The sequence below is a fragment of the Shewanella subflava genome, assembly GCF_025971955.1.
Taxonomy (GTDB): domain Bacteria; phylum Pseudomonadota; class Gammaproteobacteria; order Enterobacterales; family Shewanellaceae; genus Shewanella; species Shewanella subflava.
This window is the reverse complement of sequence record NZ_JAPDMX010000023.1, coordinates 51,031-72,515: the sequence shown is the minus strand read 5'-3', so window position 1 is coordinate 72,515 and position 21,485 is coordinate 51,031. Positions and strand designations below refer to the sequence as shown.

19 protein-coding genes are annotated in these 21,485 nt (G+C 41.2%); 4 read left to right on the top strand and 15 right to left on the bottom strand.

Annotated features, from left to right (window positions below; all coding sequences use genetic code 11):
* Positions 1–25 precede the first annotated feature (25 nt).
* From OHT75_RS08980 to rlmD, 15 genes are all read right to left on the bottom strand, one after another.
* Positions 26–151 carry a hypothetical protein gene (locus tag OHT75_RS08980; RefSeq protein ID WP_264726150.1) on the bottom strand — a complete coding sequence of 42 codons (126 nt, stop codon included), beginning with the start codon at positions 149–151 and terminating at the stop codon, positions 26–28.
* Positions 152–472 carry a hypothetical protein gene (locus OHT75_RS08975; RefSeq protein ID WP_264726149.1) on the bottom strand — a complete coding sequence of 107 codons (321 nt, stop codon included), beginning with the start codon at positions 470–472 and terminating at the stop codon, positions 152–154. It lies immediately after the preceding gene.
* A 116-nt stretch (positions 473–588) separates the two neighbouring features.
* On the bottom strand, positions 589–1,551 hold the full coding sequence (rpoS, locus tag OHT75_RS08970; protein WP_264726148.1) for an RNA polymerase sigma factor RpoS: 963 nt from the start codon (positions 1,549–1,551) through the stop codon (positions 589–591).
* A 77-nt stretch (positions 1,552–1,628) separates the two neighbouring features.
* On the bottom strand, positions 1,629–2,552 hold the full coding sequence (locus OHT75_RS08965) for a peptidoglycan DD-metalloendopeptidase family protein (RefSeq protein WP_264726147.1): 924 nt from the start codon (positions 2,550–2,552) through the stop codon (positions 1,629–1,631).
* Between the two features lie 32 nt (positions 2,553–2,584).
* Entirely contained in the window at positions 2,585–3,220 is a 636-nt protein-coding gene (locus tag OHT75_RS08960) for a protein-L-isoaspartate(D-aspartate) O-methyltransferase (protein ID WP_264726146.1), read from the bottom strand.
* The gene (surE, locus tag OHT75_RS08955) at positions 3,217–3,966 is read right to left on the bottom strand and encodes a 5'/3'-nucleotidase SurE (RefSeq protein WP_264726145.1); all 750 of its coding nucleotides are present in this window, start codon (positions 3,964–3,966) and stop codon (positions 3,217–3,219) included. Before surE ends, OHT75_RS08960 begins: the two co-directional genes overlap by 4 nt.
* A gap of 29 nt (positions 3,967–3,995) precedes the next feature.
* Positions 3,996–5,060: a tRNA pseudouridine(13) synthase TruD gene (truD, locus tag OHT75_RS08950; RefSeq protein ID WP_264726181.1), complete on the bottom strand. Its 1,065-nt coding sequence runs from the start codon at positions 5,058–5,060 to the stop codon at positions 3,996–3,998.
* 14 nt (positions 5,061–5,074) lie between these two features.
* A complete protein-coding gene (gene ispF / locus OHT75_RS08945; RefSeq protein ID WP_264726144.1) occupies positions 5,075–5,554 on the bottom strand; it encodes a 2-C-methyl-D-erythritol 2,4-cyclodiphosphate synthase in 480 nt (159 codons plus the stop codon).
* A gap of 13 nt (positions 5,555–5,567) precedes the next feature.
* The gene (gene ispD / locus OHT75_RS08940) at positions 5,568–6,269 is read right to left on the bottom strand and encodes a 2-C-methyl-D-erythritol 4-phosphate cytidylyltransferase (RefSeq protein WP_264726143.1); all 702 of its coding nucleotides are present in this window, start codon (positions 6,267–6,269) and stop codon (positions 5,568–5,570) included.
* 4 nt (positions 6,270–6,273) lie between these two features.
* Positions 6,274–6,576, bottom strand: a complete 303-nt coding sequence (ftsB, locus tag OHT75_RS08935) for a cell division protein FtsB (protein WP_261297267.1) — start codon at positions 6,574–6,576, stop codon at positions 6,274–6,276.
* 95 nt (positions 6,577–6,671) lie between these two features.
* Positions 6,672–7,973 carry a phosphopyruvate hydratase gene (eno, locus tag OHT75_RS08930; protein WP_264726142.1) on the bottom strand — a complete coding sequence of 434 codons (1,302 nt, stop codon included), beginning with the start codon at positions 7,971–7,973 and terminating at the stop codon, positions 6,672–6,674.
* A 274-nt stretch (positions 7,974–8,247) separates the two neighbouring features.
* Positions 8,248–9,885 carry a CTP synthase gene (locus OHT75_RS08925; RefSeq protein WP_264726141.1) on the bottom strand — a complete coding sequence of 546 codons (1,638 nt, stop codon included), beginning with the start codon at positions 9,883–9,885 and terminating at the stop codon, positions 8,248–8,250.
* Positions 9,886–10,046: 161 nt separating this feature from the next.
* Positions 10,047–10,874, bottom strand: a complete 828-nt coding sequence (gene mazG, locus OHT75_RS08920) for a nucleoside triphosphate pyrophosphohydrolase (RefSeq protein ID WP_264726140.1) — start codon at positions 10,872–10,874, stop codon at positions 10,047–10,049.
* Between the two features lie 41 nt (positions 10,875–10,915).
* A complete protein-coding gene (relA, locus tag OHT75_RS08915) occupies positions 10,916–13,120 on the bottom strand; it encodes a GTP diphosphokinase (RefSeq protein ID WP_264726139.1) in 2,205 nt (734 codons plus the stop codon).
* A gap of 216 nt (positions 13,121–13,336) precedes the next feature.
* Positions 13,337–14,725, bottom strand: coding sequence for a 23S rRNA (uracil(1939)-C(5))-methyltransferase RlmD (rlmD, locus tag OHT75_RS08910; RefSeq protein ID WP_264726138.1), 1,389 nt, complete (start codon positions 14,723–14,725; stop codon positions 13,337–13,339).
* A gap of 101 nt (positions 14,726–14,826) precedes the next feature.
* On the opposite strand from rlmD, the gene barA reads away from it, so the two are divergent.
* The 4 genes from barA (at position 14,827) to recN (ending at position 21,424) form a co-directional block, all read left to right on the top strand.
* Complete coding sequence (gene barA / locus OHT75_RS08905) at positions 14,827–17,694, top strand: two-component sensor histidine kinase BarA (protein ID WP_264726137.1); 2,868 nt, start codon at positions 14,827–14,829, stop codon at positions 17,692–17,694.
* Positions 17,687–18,286, top strand: a complete 600-nt coding sequence (locus OHT75_RS08900; RefSeq protein ID WP_264726136.1) for a YjaG family protein — start codon at positions 17,687–17,689, stop codon at positions 18,284–18,286. Before barA ends, OHT75_RS08900 begins: the two co-directional genes overlap by 8 nt.
* A 382-nt stretch (positions 18,287–18,668) precedes the next feature.
* The gene (locus tag OHT75_RS08895; protein WP_264726135.1) at positions 18,669–19,637 is read left to right on the top strand and encodes an AEC family transporter; all 969 of its coding nucleotides are present in this window, start codon (positions 18,669–18,671) and stop codon (positions 19,635–19,637) included.
* 128 nt (positions 19,638–19,765) lie between these two features.
* Positions 19,766–21,424, top strand: a complete 1,659-nt coding sequence (recN, locus tag OHT75_RS08890; RefSeq protein ID WP_264726134.1) for a DNA repair protein RecN — start codon at positions 19,766–19,768, stop codon at positions 21,422–21,424.
* Positions 21,425–21,485: the final 61 nt, after the last annotated feature.

Here is a 21,485-nt window from a genome sequence, read left to right as displayed (position 1 = left end):
GTTTCGATTAAACGAAACCGTTAAGCTATTGACCTAAAAATTCAAGCCCTGAACTATCAACCCCTTTTATTACTTCGGTTTCTAAGGCATGTTTACTGGCAATATCATTGGCTTTGCGTTGTTCTTGCCGTTTTTGTTGCTCTATTGCCATTCAGCTTTGACGTTGAATAGACTCTTGCTCTATTTCACATTGGCGAAAGCCATCACTCCAACCTTGTGCATAATCGGTATCGCTGTTAAACCAAGTGATATATTTTTGAATAGATCGAACAGGCTCCACCCGCTTTGTTACCACTGTCGCAACCATCTTGAAAACCATCTGCATAGGCCAGCGGATTACCTTGTTCAATAATCGAATCTCGGGCTCTAACACAAACGATATCGATTTAAGGAACAAATCTAAGTCATAATGGACATATAAATTGGCATGAAAATCTTCCAATAAAAAAGACATGTTGAATAGTTCAATCATGTCCTTTCTTTGTTGAGTATAGCTTGAATGGTATCGTATTTAGATTGGCAAACACCTGATTATTGTTCATCGATTAAAGTGTTAATGCGTTTAATTCTCAAATTTGCTTTGGTTAATTACTCTCTAAATAATGCTTCAACAGATAAGCCTTGTTGACCCAACAAATCTTTTAAACGCTTTAATGCTTCAACTTGAATTTGACGCACTCTTTCACGCGTTAAGCCGATTTCAGCACCAACATGTTCTAACGTTGAAGGCTCATAGCCAAGAAGACCAAATCGACGGGCTAACACTTCACGTTGTTTGGTATTCAGCTCATTTAGCCAACCTACGATTGAGTTTGATAAGTCTTCATCTTGGACTTTATGATCAGGTCCGACAGAATCATCATCAGCAATCACATCAAGCAGAGCCTTTTCATTGTCGCCGCCAATAGGCATGTCTACTGAGGTGATACGTTCATTTAATTTCAGCATCCGACTGACATCACCCGTAGAAACATCGAGTTTTTCAGCGATTTCTTCCGCTGTAGGTTCGTGATCCAGTTTTTGTGCCAGTTGTCTGGCTGTTCGAAGGTATACATTTAATTCTTTCACTACATGAATGGGTAAACGTATAGTACGGGTTTGATTCATGATGGCACGCTCGATGGTCTGACGGATCCACCAAGTCGCATAAGTTGAAAATCGGAAACCTCTTTCGGGATCGAATTTCTCAACAGCGCGAATTAATCCTAAATTACCTTCTTCGATAAGGTCGAGTAACGCTAAACCACGATTGTTGTATCTTCTGGCAATTTTTACAACAAGGCGAAGATTACTTTCGATCATGCGGTTACGTGACTTTTCGCAACCTTTGAGGGCTTTACGTGAAAAAAAGACTTCTTCTTCAGCCGTTAATAGCGGAGAAAAACCTATTTCACCTAAATATAATTGAGTGGCATCTAAATTTTTATGTAAGTCTTCCTGGACTTTTTCTTCTATGTCTAATTGTTGAACTAAAGCAGTATCAACGTCTTGTGGTTTTTTAGCTTGATCAACAGATAGTTCTGCCTTCGCAGCGCTTATTTTCTGGCTCATAATTGCTCTCCCAAACCTTAATTGTGATGTTATAGATCTACACGTTCTTATCCTCCGTTATTAATGTTGCTAAACAATTACTGCTTAGGTAGATATCGTAATGGGTTAACAGACTTACCATGATAGCGAATTTCAAAATGCAACATCACTTGGTTTGCCCCTGTACTGCCCATTTTTGCAACTGTTTGGCCTGCGCTAACATATTGCTTTTCTTTAACCAGAATTCTGTCGGTGTGAGCATAAGCACTTAAATATTCATCATTATGTTTGATAATGACTAAGTTGCCGTATCCACGTAACGCATCTCCTGCGTAAACGACTCTTCCATCTGCGGCAGCTTTGATAATATCGCCGCGATTACCAGCAATCTTTATCCCCTGATTGCCTTGCTCGCTAGAAGAAAAATATCCAATAATCTTTCCTTTCACGGGCCAGTACCACTTCTGCACTTTACTGGGTAAATCTGCTATCGGTGGATTATCACCTTGGTTAATTTTTTGCTGGGTAGTTGTTACAGAATACGCAGGCTTAGCTTTGTGATCAAGCTCTTTTTTCGTCGTCGTTGATTTTACCGTTTGCCCAGGTTTTATAGGGGTTTGCTGTTGATTAACTTTAGAATTTTTACTCGAATCAGCACCACTATATGGCGGGGTAACCGTCCCCACACTCACGCCTGAAGTACTATTTTTATTAACATTTGTCGTGCTTTTTGATGACGCTTGAGACAAATTGAGCCTCTGACCAGGATAAATAGTATAAGGCGCTTTAAGATTATTCAATTTTGCGACTTCAGCAAAATGACGCCCTGCCCCCCAAGAAATAGAATAAAGCGTGTCGCCTTTTTTAACGATATAGTCAGAATGGGATAACGAACCACGATGATATTTAGGCTGGTGAGTTGAAGATGAGATGTTTTCAACAGGTGCTGGTCTATGTGCCTGAAAACTGCAACCGGATAAAGCGATAATGACGATGAAGAGTCGCAGCCAAACCATATACATCAAATTAAATCCTATCACTGCTGTCAAATAGATTAGGCGAGATCGCCATTAATTAGTGGCACAAATTTTACGGCTTCGATGACCTGAGAACCGTATTCATTACCATGACGCGTAATTTTTAACAGTTGTTGGGTGTCATCGCCAACAGGAATAATCAACACTCCATTATTACTTAATTGTTCGAGTAAGGCCTGTGGCACACTAACTGCGGCGGCGGTTACCATAATGCCATCAAATGGCCCTCGATTGCTCCATCCCTTCCAACCATCACCATACTTGAAAGAGACATTATGTAAATCGAGCTTTTTAAGCCGCTGCCTCGCTTGAATTTGCAATGACTTAATCCGCTCAATGGTGCAAAGTTCTGGCACTAATTGCGCTAAAACCGCAGCTTGATAACCCGATCCCGTACCAATTTCAAGGACGCGTTGCGGTTTGGTTTGCATCAAAAGTTCAGTCATTCTTGCCACGATATATGGCTGAGAAATGGTTTGTCCCTGCCCGATAGGTAAAGCGGTATTTTCATAAGCTTTATGCGCCAAGGCACCATCAAGAAACAATTCTCGTGGTGTATTTGCGACCGCGTTTAACACGGTTTGATCCTTGATCCCTACTTCAGTTAATTTTTTGGTTAAATTAACTGCTCGTGCAGATGAAACACCTGTCATATCTTCGTTACCCAATCAGCTAGCGTTGAAAGTTGATTGTATGCAGTTAAATCAACTGTTAACGGCGTAATAGAGACAAAGCCAGCAGCAATTGCGCCAAAATCTGTACCTTCGCCCGCATCTTGTTCCCCCCCCACAGGCCCTAACCAATAAATGTCTTTACCAGCTGGATCAGTTGTTTTAACCATACCCTCTGCTTTATGCCGTGCACCAAGACGAGTCACTTTAATCCCTTTAATTTGATCAAGTGGCAAATCTGGTACATTCACATTTAAAATCTGGTTTGACTCAATTGGGTGCACTAACAGGCTTTTTACGATTTTAACCGCATAATATGCGGCGCTGTCATAATGCTGCAATTTTTTACCCGCCAATGAAATAGCAATGGCTGGTAGCCCTAAAAAACGACCTTCCATTGCCGCAGCAATCGTACCTGAATATAAGGTATCATCACCCATATTAGCGCCAGCATTAATACCGGACACCACAATTTCAGGTTCAATATTACAAAGCTGCCTAATAGCTAAATGCACACAATCCGTTGGCGTTCCATTAACTGAAACATATCCATTTTCTAAGTTATTAATTCTTAATGGATTAGTCAAGGTTAAAGAATTACTTGCTCCTGAACAATTTCGATCTGGTGCAACGGTCAACACATTCGCAAAGGTTTTTAATGCTGTCGTTAATGCGATTATCCCTGGTGCATTAACGCCATCATCATTACTGACTAGAATATTAATCATGAGAGGCTGATCCCTTAGGTAATGAACTGTTATTTAGGTGTTTGTGATTGTTGTTCCACCATAGTTTTCCAGTTCATGTCTTGTACGTCCTGATAATCGACTAATTCACGTAACACTGATGTTGCATAGCTACCAGCAGGCAACATAAACTCAATAACGCAAACATCTTCATTGACTTGCCATTTCATTGCCTGCGGCTTAAGTAACAATAGACGACGTTCTTGGCTCAAGCCTGCATTCTCAAGCCCAGTCAGGTCTTCTTTATATTCATTGAGTGCCAACGCTTCCATTTCTGCTGCATCAGTCAATGCCAATGGTGAGCCTCTTCCCCATAGCGGGGCAGAAAAACCAATATCCTCTTCGGCCAAGCGGTTTAGTAATAATTGATCCCATTGCTCTGCCACAAAATAACTTTTACTGCCAGCTAGCATGACACAGTCACCCGCTAAAGGCGTTAATTGATGATGAGCAAGACGGTAAGAGACTACCTGATTAAAAATATGCGATCGTACGGCTGATAAATACATACTTTTCTTGGCTCGGTCATGCACTTTACGAGCACCAGAAAGCATCTGCCTGCCTTGCTCTAAGTTTTTACCATTATGACCAAAACGTTGCTCACCAAAATAATTAGGCACTCCAACTCTAGCAATTTGATCAAATCGCTGCTGCAATGCTTCAATATTGGTCACATTCCGCAATGTGAGGGTAAATCGATTACCTAAAAGCGCACCAATACGTAACTTTTTACCATGACGGTGGCTGGATAAAATCGTTAATTTATCACTATTAAGTTGCTGCCAATCTGGGGTTTCTTTACCTGGAATACGAATTCCGAACCATTGCTCAGTTTGCGCATTTTTATCTTTTTGACCCGCATATGTGACTTCTTTAGGATGTACTTTAGCAAATTTTGCTAAAGTCTCAGCAACATGGCCGGTGTTTAATCCCTCTTTTCGAATGTGAAGCATATGATGCTCACCTTCGCCTGTAGGCGAAAAGGGTAATATCTCTTCAACAATGAAATCACTATTATAAGTGCGTAAATCGGCAGTACTTGTTGGCTTTGAATGTAAATAATGTAACTCAGATATCATGGGTAAGCGCTCTATTTTTGAACCATTAATACGACAGACTCAACAGCAATACCTTCTTTACGACCAGTAAAGCCTAATTTTTCGGTTGTTGTCGCTTTAACATTAATGTCTTCGATTGCGGTGTTTAAATCCGCAGCAAGGCAGCGGCGAATTGCGTCAATATGCGGTGCCATTTTAGGTGCTTGAGCAATCACAGTGACGTCTAAGTTACCTATGCTGTAGCCTTTTTGTAGCGCTAAATCATAACAGTGGCGCAATAATACACGGCTATCGGCTCCGGCAAATTTAGCATCTGTATCAGGAAAATGTTTGCCTATATCACCAAGCGCCATCGCCCCTAATATAGCATCACTGATTGCATGCAAAACCACATCACCATCTGAGTGCGCGATGAGCCCTGTCTCATATGGGACGGTTACCCCGCCTAAAATAAGGGGTTTATCTGAGCCAAACTTATGCACATCGAAACCATGGCCTATTCGCATTTTCATTGGATAACCTTATTTATTTCAAAATTGTTTGTTGGTTTAGAAACAACTGCGCTAACTCTAAATCGTCAGGATGAGTCACTTTGATATTATCAACACGACCTGCAACTAACCCTGGGCTAATACCTGCCCACTCCATAGCGCTTGCTTCATCTGTAATAGTGGCTTTGGCTTGCAACGCCTGCTGAAGATTAAGCTTTAGCGCAGACACGGGAAAAAGTTGAGGTGTTAATGCATGCCAAAGCTGATTTCGCTCGACAGTTTGCTCAATGGTGCCATCAGCTTTAGCGCGCTTCATCGTGTCTCTCACTGGGGCTGCTAATATTGCACCTTGTGGAAACGAGTTAATTGCATAAATAAGTTTGTCGATATCACTATGCGTTACACAGGGGCGAGCCGCATCATGCACTAAAACCCAGGCATCATTTTCCACAACTTGAAGCCCTGCCAGCACAGAATCTGCACGTTCAGAACCACCAATAACTTGAGTCAGTTTTGGGTGTGTTGCCTGCGGTAATTGCGAAAAAAAATCATCTTCAGGGTGTAATGCCACAATGACCTGTGAAATAGCGGGATGTGTTAATAAACGCTCTAAGGTATGAGACAAAATAGTCTCTTGTCCTAATTTTAAATATTGTTTAGGGATGGCTGCGCCCATTCTACTACCAATACCTGCAGCAGGAACGATAGCGACAATGTTAGGAATAGTTGCTGTCATTTGATTAATGGCCAAAACGATTTCGATCTCGTAATTCTGCACCGACTACACGATAAAACGTTTCTCCCTCTTTGACGAGGCCTAACTCGTTTCGGGCTCGTTCTTCTATCGCTTCGGTGCCGCTTTTTAGATCGATGATTTCTTCTTTAAGAATTTGATTTCGGGCAATCAATTTGGCGTTACTTTCTTGCTGAGCTTGAATTTGAGTTTGCAGCAGAAAATATTCAGATAAATTATTTTCGCCCATCCACAATCTGTATTGGAGTAACGCTAACAGGAACGTTAAAGCGAATAAAAGTTTCTTCATAGTAGCTAAGCAAATTATCCGAAATGATGAATAAGCTTATGATACAACAAAAAAGGCCACCGAGTGGTGGCCTTTTTAATCAGCAAAGCAAAATATTATGCTTGGCCTTTAACTTCTTTAAGACCGTTGTAAGGTGCTTTTGAACCTAACGCTTCTTCAATGCGTAATAATTGGTTGTACTTAGCAACACGGTCACTACGGCTTAGTGAACCCGTCTTGATTTGGCCTGCAGCGGTACCTACGGCTAAATCAGCAATAGTTGAGTCTTCGGTTTCGCCACTACGATGCGAGATAACAGCGGTAAAGCCGGCATCTTTGGCCATTTTAATCGCCGCCAATGTTTCGGTTAACGAACCAATTTGGTTGAATTTAATCAGGATAGAATTGGCAATACCGTTATCAATACCGCGCTTAAGGATTTTAGTGTTGGTTACGAATAAATCGTCACCCACTAATTGAATTCTATCGCCGAGTAATTTGGTCTGGTGAGCAAAGCCATCCCAGTCAGATTCATCTAAGCCATCTTCAATAGAAACGATTGGATACTGGTTAACAAGATCTTCTAAGAAATGGTTAAACTCTTCTGAAGTAAATTGCTTACCTTCACCTTTAAGATCGTAAATGCCTTCTTCTTTGTTATAAAACTCAGATGCTGCACAATCTAAAGCTAGGGTGATGTCTTTACCTAATTCATATCCCGCGTTGGCAACCGCAATTTTAATTGCAGCAAGCGCAGCAGCGTTTGATTCTAGGTTTGGCGCAAAACCACCTTCATCACCAACAGCTGTTGAATGGCCTTGAGACTTAAGTACTTTAGCTAGGCTATGGAATACTTCAGCACCCATACGTAAACCTTCACGGAAAGTTGCTGCACCAACGGGCTGAATCATAAACTCTTGAATGTCTACTGAGTTATCAGCATGCTCACCGCCATTGATAATATTCATCATAGGTAAAGGCATTGAATAAACACCAGGGGTGCCATTTAAATCTGCAATGTGAGCATATAAAGGCACTTTTTTAGATGCTGCAGCAGCTTTAGCTGCCGCTAAAGACACAGCAAGAATGGCGTTTGCACCAAAGTTAGCTTTGTTTTCTGTGCCATCTAAATCGATCATGATTTGATCAAGTTCAGCTTGCGCTAATGCATCTTTACCGATTAATGCTTTTGCGATTGGGCCATTGACTGCTGCAACGGCTTTTAACACGCCTTTACCTAAATAACGTGATTTATCACCATCACGTAATTCTAATGCTTCACGGCTACCTGTTGAAGCACCTGATGGCGCCGCAGCCATACCAATAAAACCGCCTTCTAAGTGCACTTCGGCTTCAACTGTTGGGTTTCCGCGTGAATCCATGATTTCGCGACCGATGACGTTAATAATGTTAGCCATAATTCCCTCGTAAATAATGTCAGTAATACTGAAAGTTTAAAATCAAATAAAAAATTAACACCAATAAAAACCCATTTATAAGCTTTTTTAAGACTTTTTATTGGTATTAACTTTCATTTTGGTAATTTAAATTCATGACCGCTAGGATAAATCGAATTCAACCTGACAGCAACTATCAATTTATCGGCAAGTCGATCTAGCGCAAGCTGTAATTAAGTTTATCTAGACTCAGTAACAAAAAAGCCGCTGACATTATAGTCAGCGGCTTGATTTATTAGTTCAAATCTTTTTTCTGATACGCTAAAGAAGCAGAAATAAAGCCTTCAAATAATGGGTGACCGTCGCGAGGTGTTGAAGTAAATTCTGGGTGGAATTGACCCGCAACAAACCAAGGATGATTTGGAAGCTCAATCATTTCAACCAATTTACGATCAGACGATAACCCACTAAATACTAGGCCAGCTTTTTCTAAACGTTCAACATAGTTGTTGTTGACTTCATAACGGTGACGATGACGCTCAATACACGTAGCACCTTTATAAGCCGCAGCCGCTTTAGAGCCATCCAGTAAATGACAAAGTTGTGCACCTAAACGCATAGTGCCGCCTAAATCTGAAGCCTCATGGCGCTGCTCAATATCACCATCTTCATTAATCCATTCAGTGATTAACCCAACCACAGGATATTCAGTGTCTTTGTTGAATTCAGTTGAATGAGCCCCTTTTAGGTTAGCCACGTTGCGAGCAAACTCAATAAGCGCTACCTGCATACCCAGACAAATTCCGAAATAAGGTAGATTATTTTCACGCGCAAATTTTGCCGCTAAAATTTTGCCTTCTACGCCACGCTCACCGAAACCACCAGGCACTAAAATACCATCAAGACCTTGTAATACTTCCTCACCTTTGGCTTCAACAGTTTGTGAGTCAATATACTTAATGTTAACGTTAACACGAGTTTTCAATCCGGCATGTTTCAACGCTTCGTTAACTGATTTATACGCATCAGGTAATTCAATATATTTACCAACCATACCAATGGTAACTTCGCCATTTGGGTTAGCTTCTTGGTAAATGACATTTTCCCACTCTGATAAATCTGCATCAGCACAATCAATGTTGAAACGCTTGATGACTAAATCATCTAAGCCCTGAGAGCGCAGAAGTGCAGGAATTTTATAAATACTGTCTACGTCTTTTAACGAGATAACCGCACGTTCTTCAACATTACAGAATAATGAAATTTTAGCCTTTTCATTAGCTGGAACCGCGCGATCACCACGACAAACTAACACATCTGGCGCAATACCAATTGAGCGTAGTTCTTTAACTGAATGCTGAGTCGGTTTGGTTTTTATCTCACCCGCAGCACCTAAGAATGGTACTAAGGTTAAATGAATAAATAGGGTACGTTCACGTCCTAGTTCAGCACCTAATTGACGAATAGACTCTAGGAATGGCAGTGATTCGATATCACCTACCGTACCGCCAATCTCAACAATCGCCACATCATGACCTTCACCACCCGCAATCACTTTTTCTTTAATTGCATTGGTAATGTGAGGAATAACCTGAATGGTTGCACCTAAATAATCACCGCGACGTTCTTTACGCAACACTTCTTCGTAAATAGAACCAGTAGTAAAGTTATTACGACGGTTCATTTTAGTGCGAATAAAACGCTCGTAATGACCTAAGTCTAAGTCAGTTTCAGCACCATCTTCAGTCACGAACACTTCACCGTGCTGAGTTGGGCTCATGGTGCCCGGATCAACGTTGATGTATGGGTCCAGTTTCATAATGGTTACACTGAGGCCACGAGCCTCTAAAATTGCTGCTAACGATGCTGCTGCAATGCCTTTACCTAGTGATGAAACAACGCCACCAGTAACGAAGATATACCTTGTAGTCATGCTGAACCTGAGAAAATGTGTTGGAAAATACGTGCTTGTAAGAAAGCACTAGGACGGGGCGATAGTATACCAAAGTGATGACGATTCGACAAACCTAAACAGCGATAATTTCGCCGATATACACTTTGCCAATTGCAACATATAGGTGTTAAGTCAGAATTTTATCTTTTCTCTTGGCGTTTTACTTGCTCCCAATAGCCATCGAGTTGTTCAATGCTATGGGCCTCAAATGCTTTACCACTTTGATTAACGCAGTGTTCAACACCTCTAAATCGTCGCTCAAATTTATTATTGGCCTGACGTAATGCCTGCTCTGGGTCCACATTTAAGTGACGAGCGAGGTTAACGACGGCAAACAATAAGTCGCCCATTTCATCCAACACTTTAGGCTGGTAATGTTCTGGATTTGATGCGACTAATTTTGCTTCAACAAGTACTTCATCAACTTCCTCGTAGATTTTGGCAACCACAGGCTCAAGCTCTGGCCAATCAAATCCCACTTTTGCCACTCTTTTTTGAATTTTAACGGCTCGCTTTAATGCAGGTAGCGCTTGAGGAATATCATCCAGAAAAGACAGCTGAAGTTTATCGGCACGTTCTTGTGCCTTTATAGCTTCCCAGCTTTGTTTTACCTGATTAGCGGTTAGCTCAGGTGACGTGATATGTTGCGCTTGAAACACATGCGGATGTCGACGAATAAGCTTGGCGCAAATTCGCTCAACCACAGTAGAGAAATCAAACTTTCCCTGTTCAGTGGCCAGCTGACAATAAAATACCACTTGAAACAATAAGTCGCCAAGCTCATCAGGCAGTTCATCCCATGCGGTGCGTTCAATTGCGTCGGCAACCTCGTAGGCTTCTTCTATGGTAAAAGGCACAATACTTTTAAAATCTTGCGCCAAATCCCACGGACACCCCTCTACAGGATCACGCAATTTTTGCATGATATTAAGCAAAGGTTGTATTTGCGTATTGTGCTTTGTATCCATAACGACTTAAGCCAACTAAGGTAGCAATGTAAATGGGTGAATTACAAACGTCGTGATTCAATCACGCCATCCACCTGCGACAGTTTAGATAACACTCTCGATAAATCGTCGACATTATATAACTCAAGCTCTAACTCGACAGTGGCCGTTTGCGATTTAACATCAGAGGTTGAACTCATGGCCATCACGTTCGATTTTTCGGCGGCAAGCACCGTGGTCAAATCGCGTAATAATCCACTGCGGTCATGGGCAATCACTTTCACCCGAATACGGTAACCACCAGAGTAATTTTCTCCCCATACCACCTCAACAGCACGTTCTGGATGAGTACGCATTAACTCTTTGACTTGTTCACAATCACTGCGGTGCACCGAAATACCCCGCCCCATGGTGATATAGCCAAAAATTTCATCACCAGGAACCGGTTGACAACAACGAGCAATGTGGCTGAGTAAATTACCAACACCATTGACTTCTACTTGTCCTTTGCCTGGCTTTTTAGGACGATGAACGGCTTTCTTTAAAATGTCTTCGACCAGATCTTCTTCCGATGTAGGCTCAACACGCAGCTTACTTTCAATAAAGTTAACCACCTGATTTAAGCGTAAATCGCCCCCACCAATTGCGGCCAGCATGTCATCCATGCCGTTTAAGTTAAATCGTTCTACCGCAATATTGGCATCTTTGAGTTTTAAACCCACACGATGCAATTCTGTTTCCAGCATCTCTTTACCTGCGATAATGTTCTTATCGCGATCTTGCTGCTTAAACCAGTGCTGAATTTTTGAACGTGAACGAGAAGACTTGATATAACCTAAATTCGGGTTTAGCCAATCACGTTTAGGATTCGCTATTTTGGAGGTGATAATTTCAATGCGTTCACCCGTTTCAACCTGATATGTAAATGGCACAATTCGGCCATCCACTTTAGCGCCAATACATCTGTGGCCAACTTGTGAGTGAATGTAGTAAGCAAAATCTAAAACCGTTGAGCCTAACGGTAAATCGACCACCTCACCGCTAGGAGTAAAGACATAGACCCGGTCTTCGAACACTTGACTTCGGACTTCATCAACCAAATTACCACTTTCGGCCACATCTTCTTGCCATTGTAAGATTTTACGCAACCAATTGATTTTTTCTTCGTAGCCGCTTTGTTTAACAGTATTAGCACCCTCTTTATATTTCCAGTGCGCGGCAACCCCTAGCTCTGCATCCTGGTGCATTGCTTCGGTACGAATTTGGATTTCAACGGTTTTACCTTCAGGGCCAACAACGACAGTATGGATAGATTGGTAACCGTTGGGTTTTGGGTTAGCCACATAATCATCAAACTCACGTGGGATGTGGTGCCATAAATCATGCACGACACCTAAAGCGCCATAGCAGTCTTGCAGTCTGTCGGTCACAATGCGCACGGCCCGCACATCAAATAACTCGTCAAACTTAAGATCTTTACCTTTCATTTTGCGCCAAATACTGTAGATATGTTTGGGCCTACCGTAAACTTTTGCACGGATCTGGTCTTCATCTAAACGCTGTTGTAGTTGAGTCACAAATTTATCGATATAAACTTCACGATCCTTACGTTTACCATCCAGTTGCTTGGCAATATCTTTATAAACCGTTGGATGAAGATAGCGAAAAGAGATATCTTCCAGCTCCCATTTTAATTGGCCAATCCCCAAACGGTTAGCCAATGGCGCGTAGATATCCGCAATTTCCCTTGCAAGTAACACCCGAGTTTCTTCATCGGCATTTTTGACGGCGCGCAATGAACATACTCGCTCGGCTAGTTTAATCACTACCGCACGAACATCTTCAACCATGGCCAGTAACATTTTGCGAATATTATCAATTTGTGGCTCGGCGCTGCGGCTATCGGTGACTTTCAAGGCCCCAATGGCATTCATGGTGACGACACTGGCGACTAATTTGGCTAATGAGTCTCCGTAAACCTCGTTGATTTTATCTTCGCTAATTTGCCCAGTTTCTAGAATGACAAATAGCAATGCAGCTTGAAGCGTTTCTAGATCCATATTTAATGGCGCTAAAATTTCAATCATTTCGCGAGCACGAGTTAGCAATTGAGTATGTGCGAACTTATCTTTAATAGGCAATGCTTCGATTTTCCTGAGCATATCGAGGAGCATTTGTGCATCATTGACATCGTCGATGTACCTTGCCACCCAATCTTCAAGATTGAAATCATTTGTATCGAAATGCGCTTCGCGAACTGAAACCATGTTTTTTCCTTACCCATTGCCGTTTACCCAAACAGCAATGTTATTAACTTTTTTGCCAAACGGACCATAAAGTGAATACGGGCTAATCTGCAAATAAAAATGGCAGTAAACCAAGGTAACATTCACATTTAACGGTCAACAGCACCCAATGTTAGAGGGACTATATTGAGCGTAACGGTTTTATTTATCAATTCAATAAAGTGTAAATGACTATGTTTACGACACATTCAGTTCAAATAACGCCATTGCTTCAATATGATGCGTTTGTGGGAACATATCGACCATCCCTATTTTGCTAAGTTGGTACCCTTGCTCAATTAACACTTTACTGTCGCGGGCTAAACTGGCGGGATTACAAGAAACATAAACCACCTTTTTAGGGCGCATTTTTTTAAGCCATTGTAAGCTTTCAAAGGCCCCGGCCCTTGCGGGGTCTAAAAGCAGCTTGTCAATTTTACCTAACCATTTTTCATGGGTAAGGTCTGCGCTCAAATCGGCATGGTGAAACGATAAATTGTCTAATTGATTTAATACTGCATTGTTTTTCGCCTGCTGAACCATATCAGGCACACCTTCCACCCCAATGACTTTTGCCGCACTGGACGCTAACGGAAGCGAAAAATTACCTACGCCACAAAATAAATCAAGTACCCGTTCATCCACTTGAGGATCAAGCCAATTAAGTGCCTGAGCTACCATATCATGATTAACCGGACCATTAACTTGGACAAAATTACCCGGAGTAAACTCACAGCGAACCGTTTGTTGCAGCGGCTTTTCAATCGCTAACGAGTAAAAAGGCAATATCACCTTCCCAGCCTCCATGTTAGTCGATAATTGAGGGTGCAATTGAGTCAGGTTATTGTCATTGTCTTGTAGCAATAAACAAATGTCGTAGGTGGCAGCAAACTGAGCCAACCAACGAATATCAGAGGCGGGTAAGGTTTTCGTTACTCGCAACACGGCAAATAACCCATTTTCAGCTTGGCTTAATTCTAAATGACCTAAATGTGATTTTGACTTTAATTGGTTCAAATTGGCAGCAAAAGGTGTGATCAAATCTGATAATGGTTTTGCTAGTACGCTGCACTGAGTAATTGAGGCAATTTTACTTGAAGCTGTTTGCCTAAAGCCTAACTGCAAATGGTGAGTGTTTTTATCAAAAACAGTCGCTAAACGGGCTCTGCGCCGATAATGCCATGCATCACCAGTAATAGCGGGTGCGACTATGTCGTCGCTAACCAGATCTTGACCAAGCTTGCTCATTAAATCAACTAACGCATTTTGTTTATGCTCGCGTTGCGCCTCGACATCTAAATGTTGTAAGTCACAGCCACCGCATTCAACATAATGAGGACACTTTGGTTCACGGCGCTGCGCAGATGCTTGCTCAATTTTAATCAGCTTGGCCTTGGCATAATTTTTCTTTTGCTCGGTTAATTGCAGCGTCACCTTTTCATCAGGTAATCCACCGGCAACAAACACCACCTTCCCTTGATATTGGGCCATGCCTGCGCCTAAATGATCCAGTTGAGTGATATCAAGACTAAGCTTTGAGGATAATTGCTTAGATTTGTTTGGTTTAGCTTTAAAAAATTGTGCCATTTCGGCCTCTAAAAAAGAATAAAACACTAGTCAAGAGTGCGTAATTTCTGGCAGTCTAGACTGAATATCAACAATATCTTGTAGGAACGTAAGCCCAAAACATGAAAAGTACCGAAAATATGACTAAATACAGCCTACGTTCATGGGTACTGGTACTGGCATTGGCTCCTACCGTTGTGGTGGGTATTCTACTTGGAAGTTACTTCACCATAAACCGCTTTTATGAACTTGAAGACACACTGATGGCAAAAGGTAGCAGTATTATAGAACCTTTAGCGTTAGCCAGCGAGTTTGGGATTATCACTCAGGATCGCATTTCAACAAAAAAATTGCTTTCGGCTTCACAGATGAAAAACGCATCATTGGTATTGTCTTTAGCCGTTTTTGATAGTCAAAATCAGTTATTTGTTACCTCTCATTACCACAAAGATTTTGAGATCATGCGTACTCAGTTGCCGTTATCTGAGTTAAATGAAACCGAGTTTAGTACCCTTGATGATATTTTAATCATCCGCAGTCCCATCATCGCAAATACAGATCTCGATCCGCTGGCATTTATCAAAAATGATCCGAGCCATTATTCTGTCGAAAGCGGTTTTCAACGCAACCACCTTGCAGAGCAAAGTATAGCCAAGCCCATTTATAATAATAAACAAGAACAAGTGCTGGGTTATATTGCCATTCTAGTTAATAAAGAAAGTGCCTTACTTGAACAACATCGCGCTGCCATTGCGGCGTTCATAATAGTGTTGATTGGCGTGCAGTTTAATTTATTTTTCACCTTTCGCTTGGTCAAACATGTTAACCACCCCATCACGGAAATGGTACGTGTGGTTGCCAAAATTCGAGAAGGCAAACTTGATACCCGCCTAGACGGTAATTTAATTGGTGAGCTCGATTTATTAAAACGTGGTATTAACGCTATGGCGGGCTCATTAAGCGAGTATCACGATGAAATGCAGCAAAATATCGATCAAGCTACATCTGATTTACGCGAAACCTTGGAACAAATTGAAATTCAAAACGTAGAGTTAGATTTAGCCAAAAAACGAGCATTAGAAGCCAGTCGGATCAAGTCCGAGTTTTTGGCCAATATGTCTCACGAATTACGTACCCCGCTGAACGGTGTTATTGGCTTTGCAAGACAACTTATCAAAACCCCGCTGCATTCTAGCCAGCTAGATTACATCAAAACGATTGAACGAAGCGCCAGTAACTTACTGGGGATCATCAATGACATTTTAGACTTCTCAAAACTTGAAGCCGGTAAAATGGTTTTTGAGAAAATGCCTTTTGCGCTGAGAGAAACCTTAGCTGACACATTAAATATAATTGCCGGTAGTGCACGTGAAAAAGGTATAGAACTGGTCATTGATATTGATTCAAACGTACCTGAAAGCGTCAGTGGTGATGCGATGCGAGTGAATCAAATTATCACCAATCTCGTCGGTAATGCGATTAAGTTTACTGATAAAGGGAGTGTGATCCTCAAAATTACCCAAGTCGGTTCAACAGAAGATAATGTCACTTTAAGGTGCGAAGTTATCGACACAGGAATAGGTATTGACGAAAGTAAGCAAGAGTATTTATTCCAGGCATTTGGGCAGGCAGACTCATCAATTTCCCGCCGCTTTGGTGGTACGGGTCTTGGTTTAGTCATCACTAAACGACTAATTAACCAAATGGGTGGCCAAATTGGTTTTACATCCAGTCCGAATAAAGGCTCTAACTTCTGGTTTATTTTACCGTTGAGTATCAGTCAGTTTGACATTGGTGAAGTGCTGCCAATGGATGTGTTATCAGGGAAATCAATACTCTTGTTTGAGCCTCGCGAATTAACCCGTGATGTATTGAATCAGCGTTTAGAAGCGTGGCATTTAAAACTGACCAGTGTTGGACAGTTGGATCATCTCAACACAACGTTTGAACAGCCCAACATCCATTTTGATTATATATTAATGAGTTGTCATGGATTTAGTGATCCAGAACAAATTACATCCACGCTAAAACGAGCCAAGCAGCATACTAACTGCCTTATTTTATTACACGATTGTATTGATCAAGAGGTGATTATTAACCACCTCAAACCTAATACTGATTTATTGATCACCGTCCCTATCAGTGATACTCAGCTGGCAAGACATCTCATTTATCCACCTACACCTAAAACCTTACAGCAGCAAATGCCTTTAGTTGCAGAAAATAACAATGAGCGATTAAATGTTTCTGTACTCGCTGTAGATGATAATGTTGCTAATTTGAAGTTGATTGATTCTTTACTGCAAGAGTTAGTATTTAGTGTTACCACAGCTAAAAGTGGTGAAGAAGCGATTAAATTGGCTAAGTCTAAAAGCTTCGAATTAATTTTCATGGACATTCAAATGCCTGGTATTGATGGTATTACAGCCTCTCAAAAAATCCGTCATGAATCGATGAATCGCCATACTCCCATTATCGCCGTCACCGCACATGCTATTGCAGAAGAGCGGGCAAATATTCTCGCATCGGGTATGGATGGCTTTTTACCCAAACCGATTGATGAGTCCTCATTAAAGAAAGTGATTAATCGCTGGGTAGCGAAACCTAAATTCACCCACTTTGATCTTCATACACTCAATTGGGACTTGTGCTTACGACAAGCAAATCAAAAGCCAAATTTGGCACTTGAGATGCTTAACATGATGCTTGAATCCATTCCAGAGACCATCACCACCATAAATTCTGCTTTGCAAAATAAAGACCAACAGGCCATGCTTCAAGCGGTGCATAAATTACATGGTGCAAGTTGTTATTGTGGCGTACCTACCACTCAAAAACTTTGCCAAGAAATTGAATCGGCGTTGAAACATAAAACCCAAATCAGTGAACTAGAACCAGAAATACTTGAGTTACTTGACGAGCTAACTAAGGTAGAATCAGCAGCAACTCAAGTATTAGAACAGTTATCAATGGACATCAAGCATGACTAACAAACCTGGATTTTTTAAACGTTTAAAGGCGTTATCTTTACCTCAAAAGCAATTATTTGCTGTCGCCTTATGCCAGCGTATGTTGCCAAATTATGAATTATTTTCTGAAGTATGTGAGTTTGGTCAACCCATGGTGCTATCAACAGCTTTAGAGCTATTGTGGCAAAGCCAATATGATAAAAAAACCAAATACAATGTCGACGTGCACCTTCAACGCATTGAAGAAAACACTCCCGATCCTGCTGATTTTGAAGCTTATGGTGTGTATCCGGCTATGGACGCAGCGGTAGCGATTTCAACGCTAATGAGTGCCATTTCCGCAAAAATGGAAGATGATATTATTAATATCAGCAAACTGTCTTCAAGTACCGTTGCTAATTATATTGAAGCAATAAGCGATGAGAGTCTGATGGACGAAGCCTTAGATGACTTTGTTTTTGCTCACCCCGTAATGCAAGAGGAAAAAGAGTTACAAGAGATGCTGCTGGATATTATTGAAGCCAATCCAGACATCAATCCAGAGTTAGTCAAAGGGTTAAGAAAAGACATTATTGATGCGGGAGTCTCTAATATTGGTATTAGTATGCAGTAGCCATTTTCAAACTAATATCAAATCATTACCCCATAAATCCTTGCGACTAATCAGTATACAGCCAGAAATAACTTTCTGGCTTTTTTATACCAAACATAATCAATGAGTGAACCTTAACTCGGGTTAATAGAGCTGAGGTGAGTGACTGAGATTGGTATTAAGAGCAAATTGCCAGTCATTAACCCCACGTCTAGTAACGTAAGCCAAGCTGAAATATATCACCACGCAGGCTCCCGTAGCGACTCACTCAACGTCATATCAATTTAATGCGCACATAGCTTAAAGCAATTACCTATCGGCTTTAAGCATTAGTCTAATTGCATCACAACAATCAAAAGTAGTAATGTGGCAACACTATCATTTTGCTAGGGATTCACTGGGAATGTCGAGTGCATTAACGCCACTATTCGCTGTATTCACCATAATGTTACTCGGTGGACTCGTTCAAAAATTGAAAATATTGCCGCAGGAGACGGATCTCATCCTCAATCAATTTGTTTATAATATCGCCTTCCCTGCTATTTTATTGATTATATTAGCCGAAACTCGAATAGAGGATATTATTCAATGGGGATTTATCGCGGGTTTTAGCTTAGCGATGATCATTACTTATATCGTTGTCATTGTTATATCTTTATGGAGAACACCTAAAAATCAAGCCATTGCAGCTATGCGGGCCCTAAACTCGACATTTGGAAATACTGCATTTATTGGGATTCCATTGTTAAGCATCATGTTTCCGAATAACAAAATGGCACTCGTCGCTGCTGCTATTGCAAGTTTACTCTCTGTCATTATGTTTGCATTTGCGCTGGTATCGATAGAGCTTGCCAGTAAAAATAAGCCAAATTCAAAATCTGCGATGTGGATTATGGCGTCGGCGTTAGCTAAAAATCCAATTTTTGTTGGCAGCCTGATTGGCATCACCTTATCAGCTGGTCATTTGGAACTCCCTGCCAGTATTTCATTGATGCTACATCAACTTGGTAACACCTCAAGTCCTTGTGCACTATTCGCTATCGGCATGGTGCTGGTAAAAGCGTTACGCCAACAGGGCGGCAATAAGCTATTTACCGCTAGCCTTGTTGCTGAATTGAATGCAATTAACGTATTAAAACTTATTGTTCAACCTATGATTGCATTCGCATTACTCAGCTCCTTTGGTGTAGCACAAGAGCTCATCGCCATGGGGGTCATTTTAGCAGCATTGCCCACTGCAGCGAGTGTTTACTTACTGGGAGAGCGTTATCAAGTGCATGCCAATGTTAGTGCTCAAGCTATTCTGTACGGTACCTTGATGACTTTTTTCAGTTTGCCAATACTTGAAACGCTTCTAAAATCTTATGGTTAAATATCACCCGCACACAGACTAACAAACAACCAAAGATAATTTTTCTTCAACCACTTTACTGTATAAAAAATCAGTATATACTGTTTATCAATACAGTGGTTTGGTAGTTTCATTGACAGGAATTCATTATGCTTTGCCAACTCAGCATCAACAATTTTGCCATCGTACGTTTTTTAGAATTAGATTTTAAAGCCGGTATGACAACCATCACAGGTGAAACTGGTGCCGGTAAATCTATTGCTATTGATGCACTTGGCCTATGTCTAGGCAACCGCAGCGATGCTAATACGGTAAGACCTGGCGCGAGCAAAACTGAAGTCAGCGCCAGATTCACATTGCATGATGTTCCATTAGCAAAACGTTGGTTAGAAGATAATGATCTGGATAACGACGAAGACTGCATTCTTCGCAGAACCATTAACAGTGATGGCCGGTCCCGTGCTTATATCAATGGCAACCCAGTGCCAATTACCCAGCTAAAAGCCATTGGCCAATTGTTAATTGGTATTCATGGCCAACATGCCCACCATGCTATGCTTAAAAGTGAGCATCAACTGACCTTACTTGATAGCTATGCCAATCATAAATTGTTAATTGATACTGTGCAGGCAAGTTACCAGCGCACAAAACAAGCTGAAAACGATTTAAAAAGTTTAGAACTAGCACAACATGAACGTATTGCTCGTAAGCAATTACTGCAATATCAAGTTGAAGAGTTAGATGAATTTAACTTAGCTGAAGGTGAATTTGTCGAAATAGAGCAAGAACATAAACGTCTTGCAAACGGCACTGAACTTATCGAATCATGTCAGGCAAGTTTAGCGTTATTGTCTGAAGATGATGAAGTCAATATTGAGTCATTGCTAAACAAAGTTATTCATTTAGCGGATAACTTACAAACGGTAGACGACAAGCTGGCTCCTGTTGCCAATATGCTTAATGAAGCATTGATTCTTATACAAGAAAGCTCGGGCGAAATTGAAGACTACCTTAGCCGTTTAGAATTAGACCCAGAGCATTTTGCATATTTAGAAAAACGCTTATCCAGTGCGATGCAATTGGCGCGTAAACACCATGTTAATCCAGAGGATTTATCGACATATCACGCACAACTGAAAGCGGAGTTACTCGAACTGTGTGATGATGAAACAAAATTAGATGAAGTCAGACAAGCATTAGCGGCTAATCGCGAAGCCTTCTTAGCGCATGCACAAAAACTGAGTCAAAGTCGCACTCGCTATGCAAAAGAGCTTGATAAACTAGTGACACAATCTATTCATCAACTCAATATGCCTAAGGGGCAATTTAAAATTGCAGTCAACTTTAATCCCGAAATGCATAATAGCTTAGGGTGCGACCAAGTTGAGTTTTTAGTGACCACTAACCCTGGCCAACCTTTACAACCCATAGCCAAAGTGGCATCAGGAGGGGAGCTGTCAAGAATAGGCTTAGGTGTACAAGTCATTACTGCAAAAAAAGTATCAACACCCACCTTAATATTTGATGAAGTTGACGTGGGGATTTCTGGTCCAACCGCAGCTGTCGTAGGAAGGATGCTAAGAAGCTTAGGTGAATCGACCCAAGTATTTTGTGTTACTCATTTACCGCAAGTCGCTGGAAATGGTCATCAACACATGTTTGTAAACAAGTTTAATAAGGCAGGTCAAACAGAAACCACAATGCAAAACCTTGATAAAGAACAGCGGATTAATGAGCTGGCACGTTTATTAGGTGGAGATGCCATAACAGAAAACACCTTAGCCAATGCCAGAGAATTATTGCAATAGCATTGCAATAACGATACCTTAAAAATCAGGGGCATCTGCAAAATAATCGTAAACTAACTCA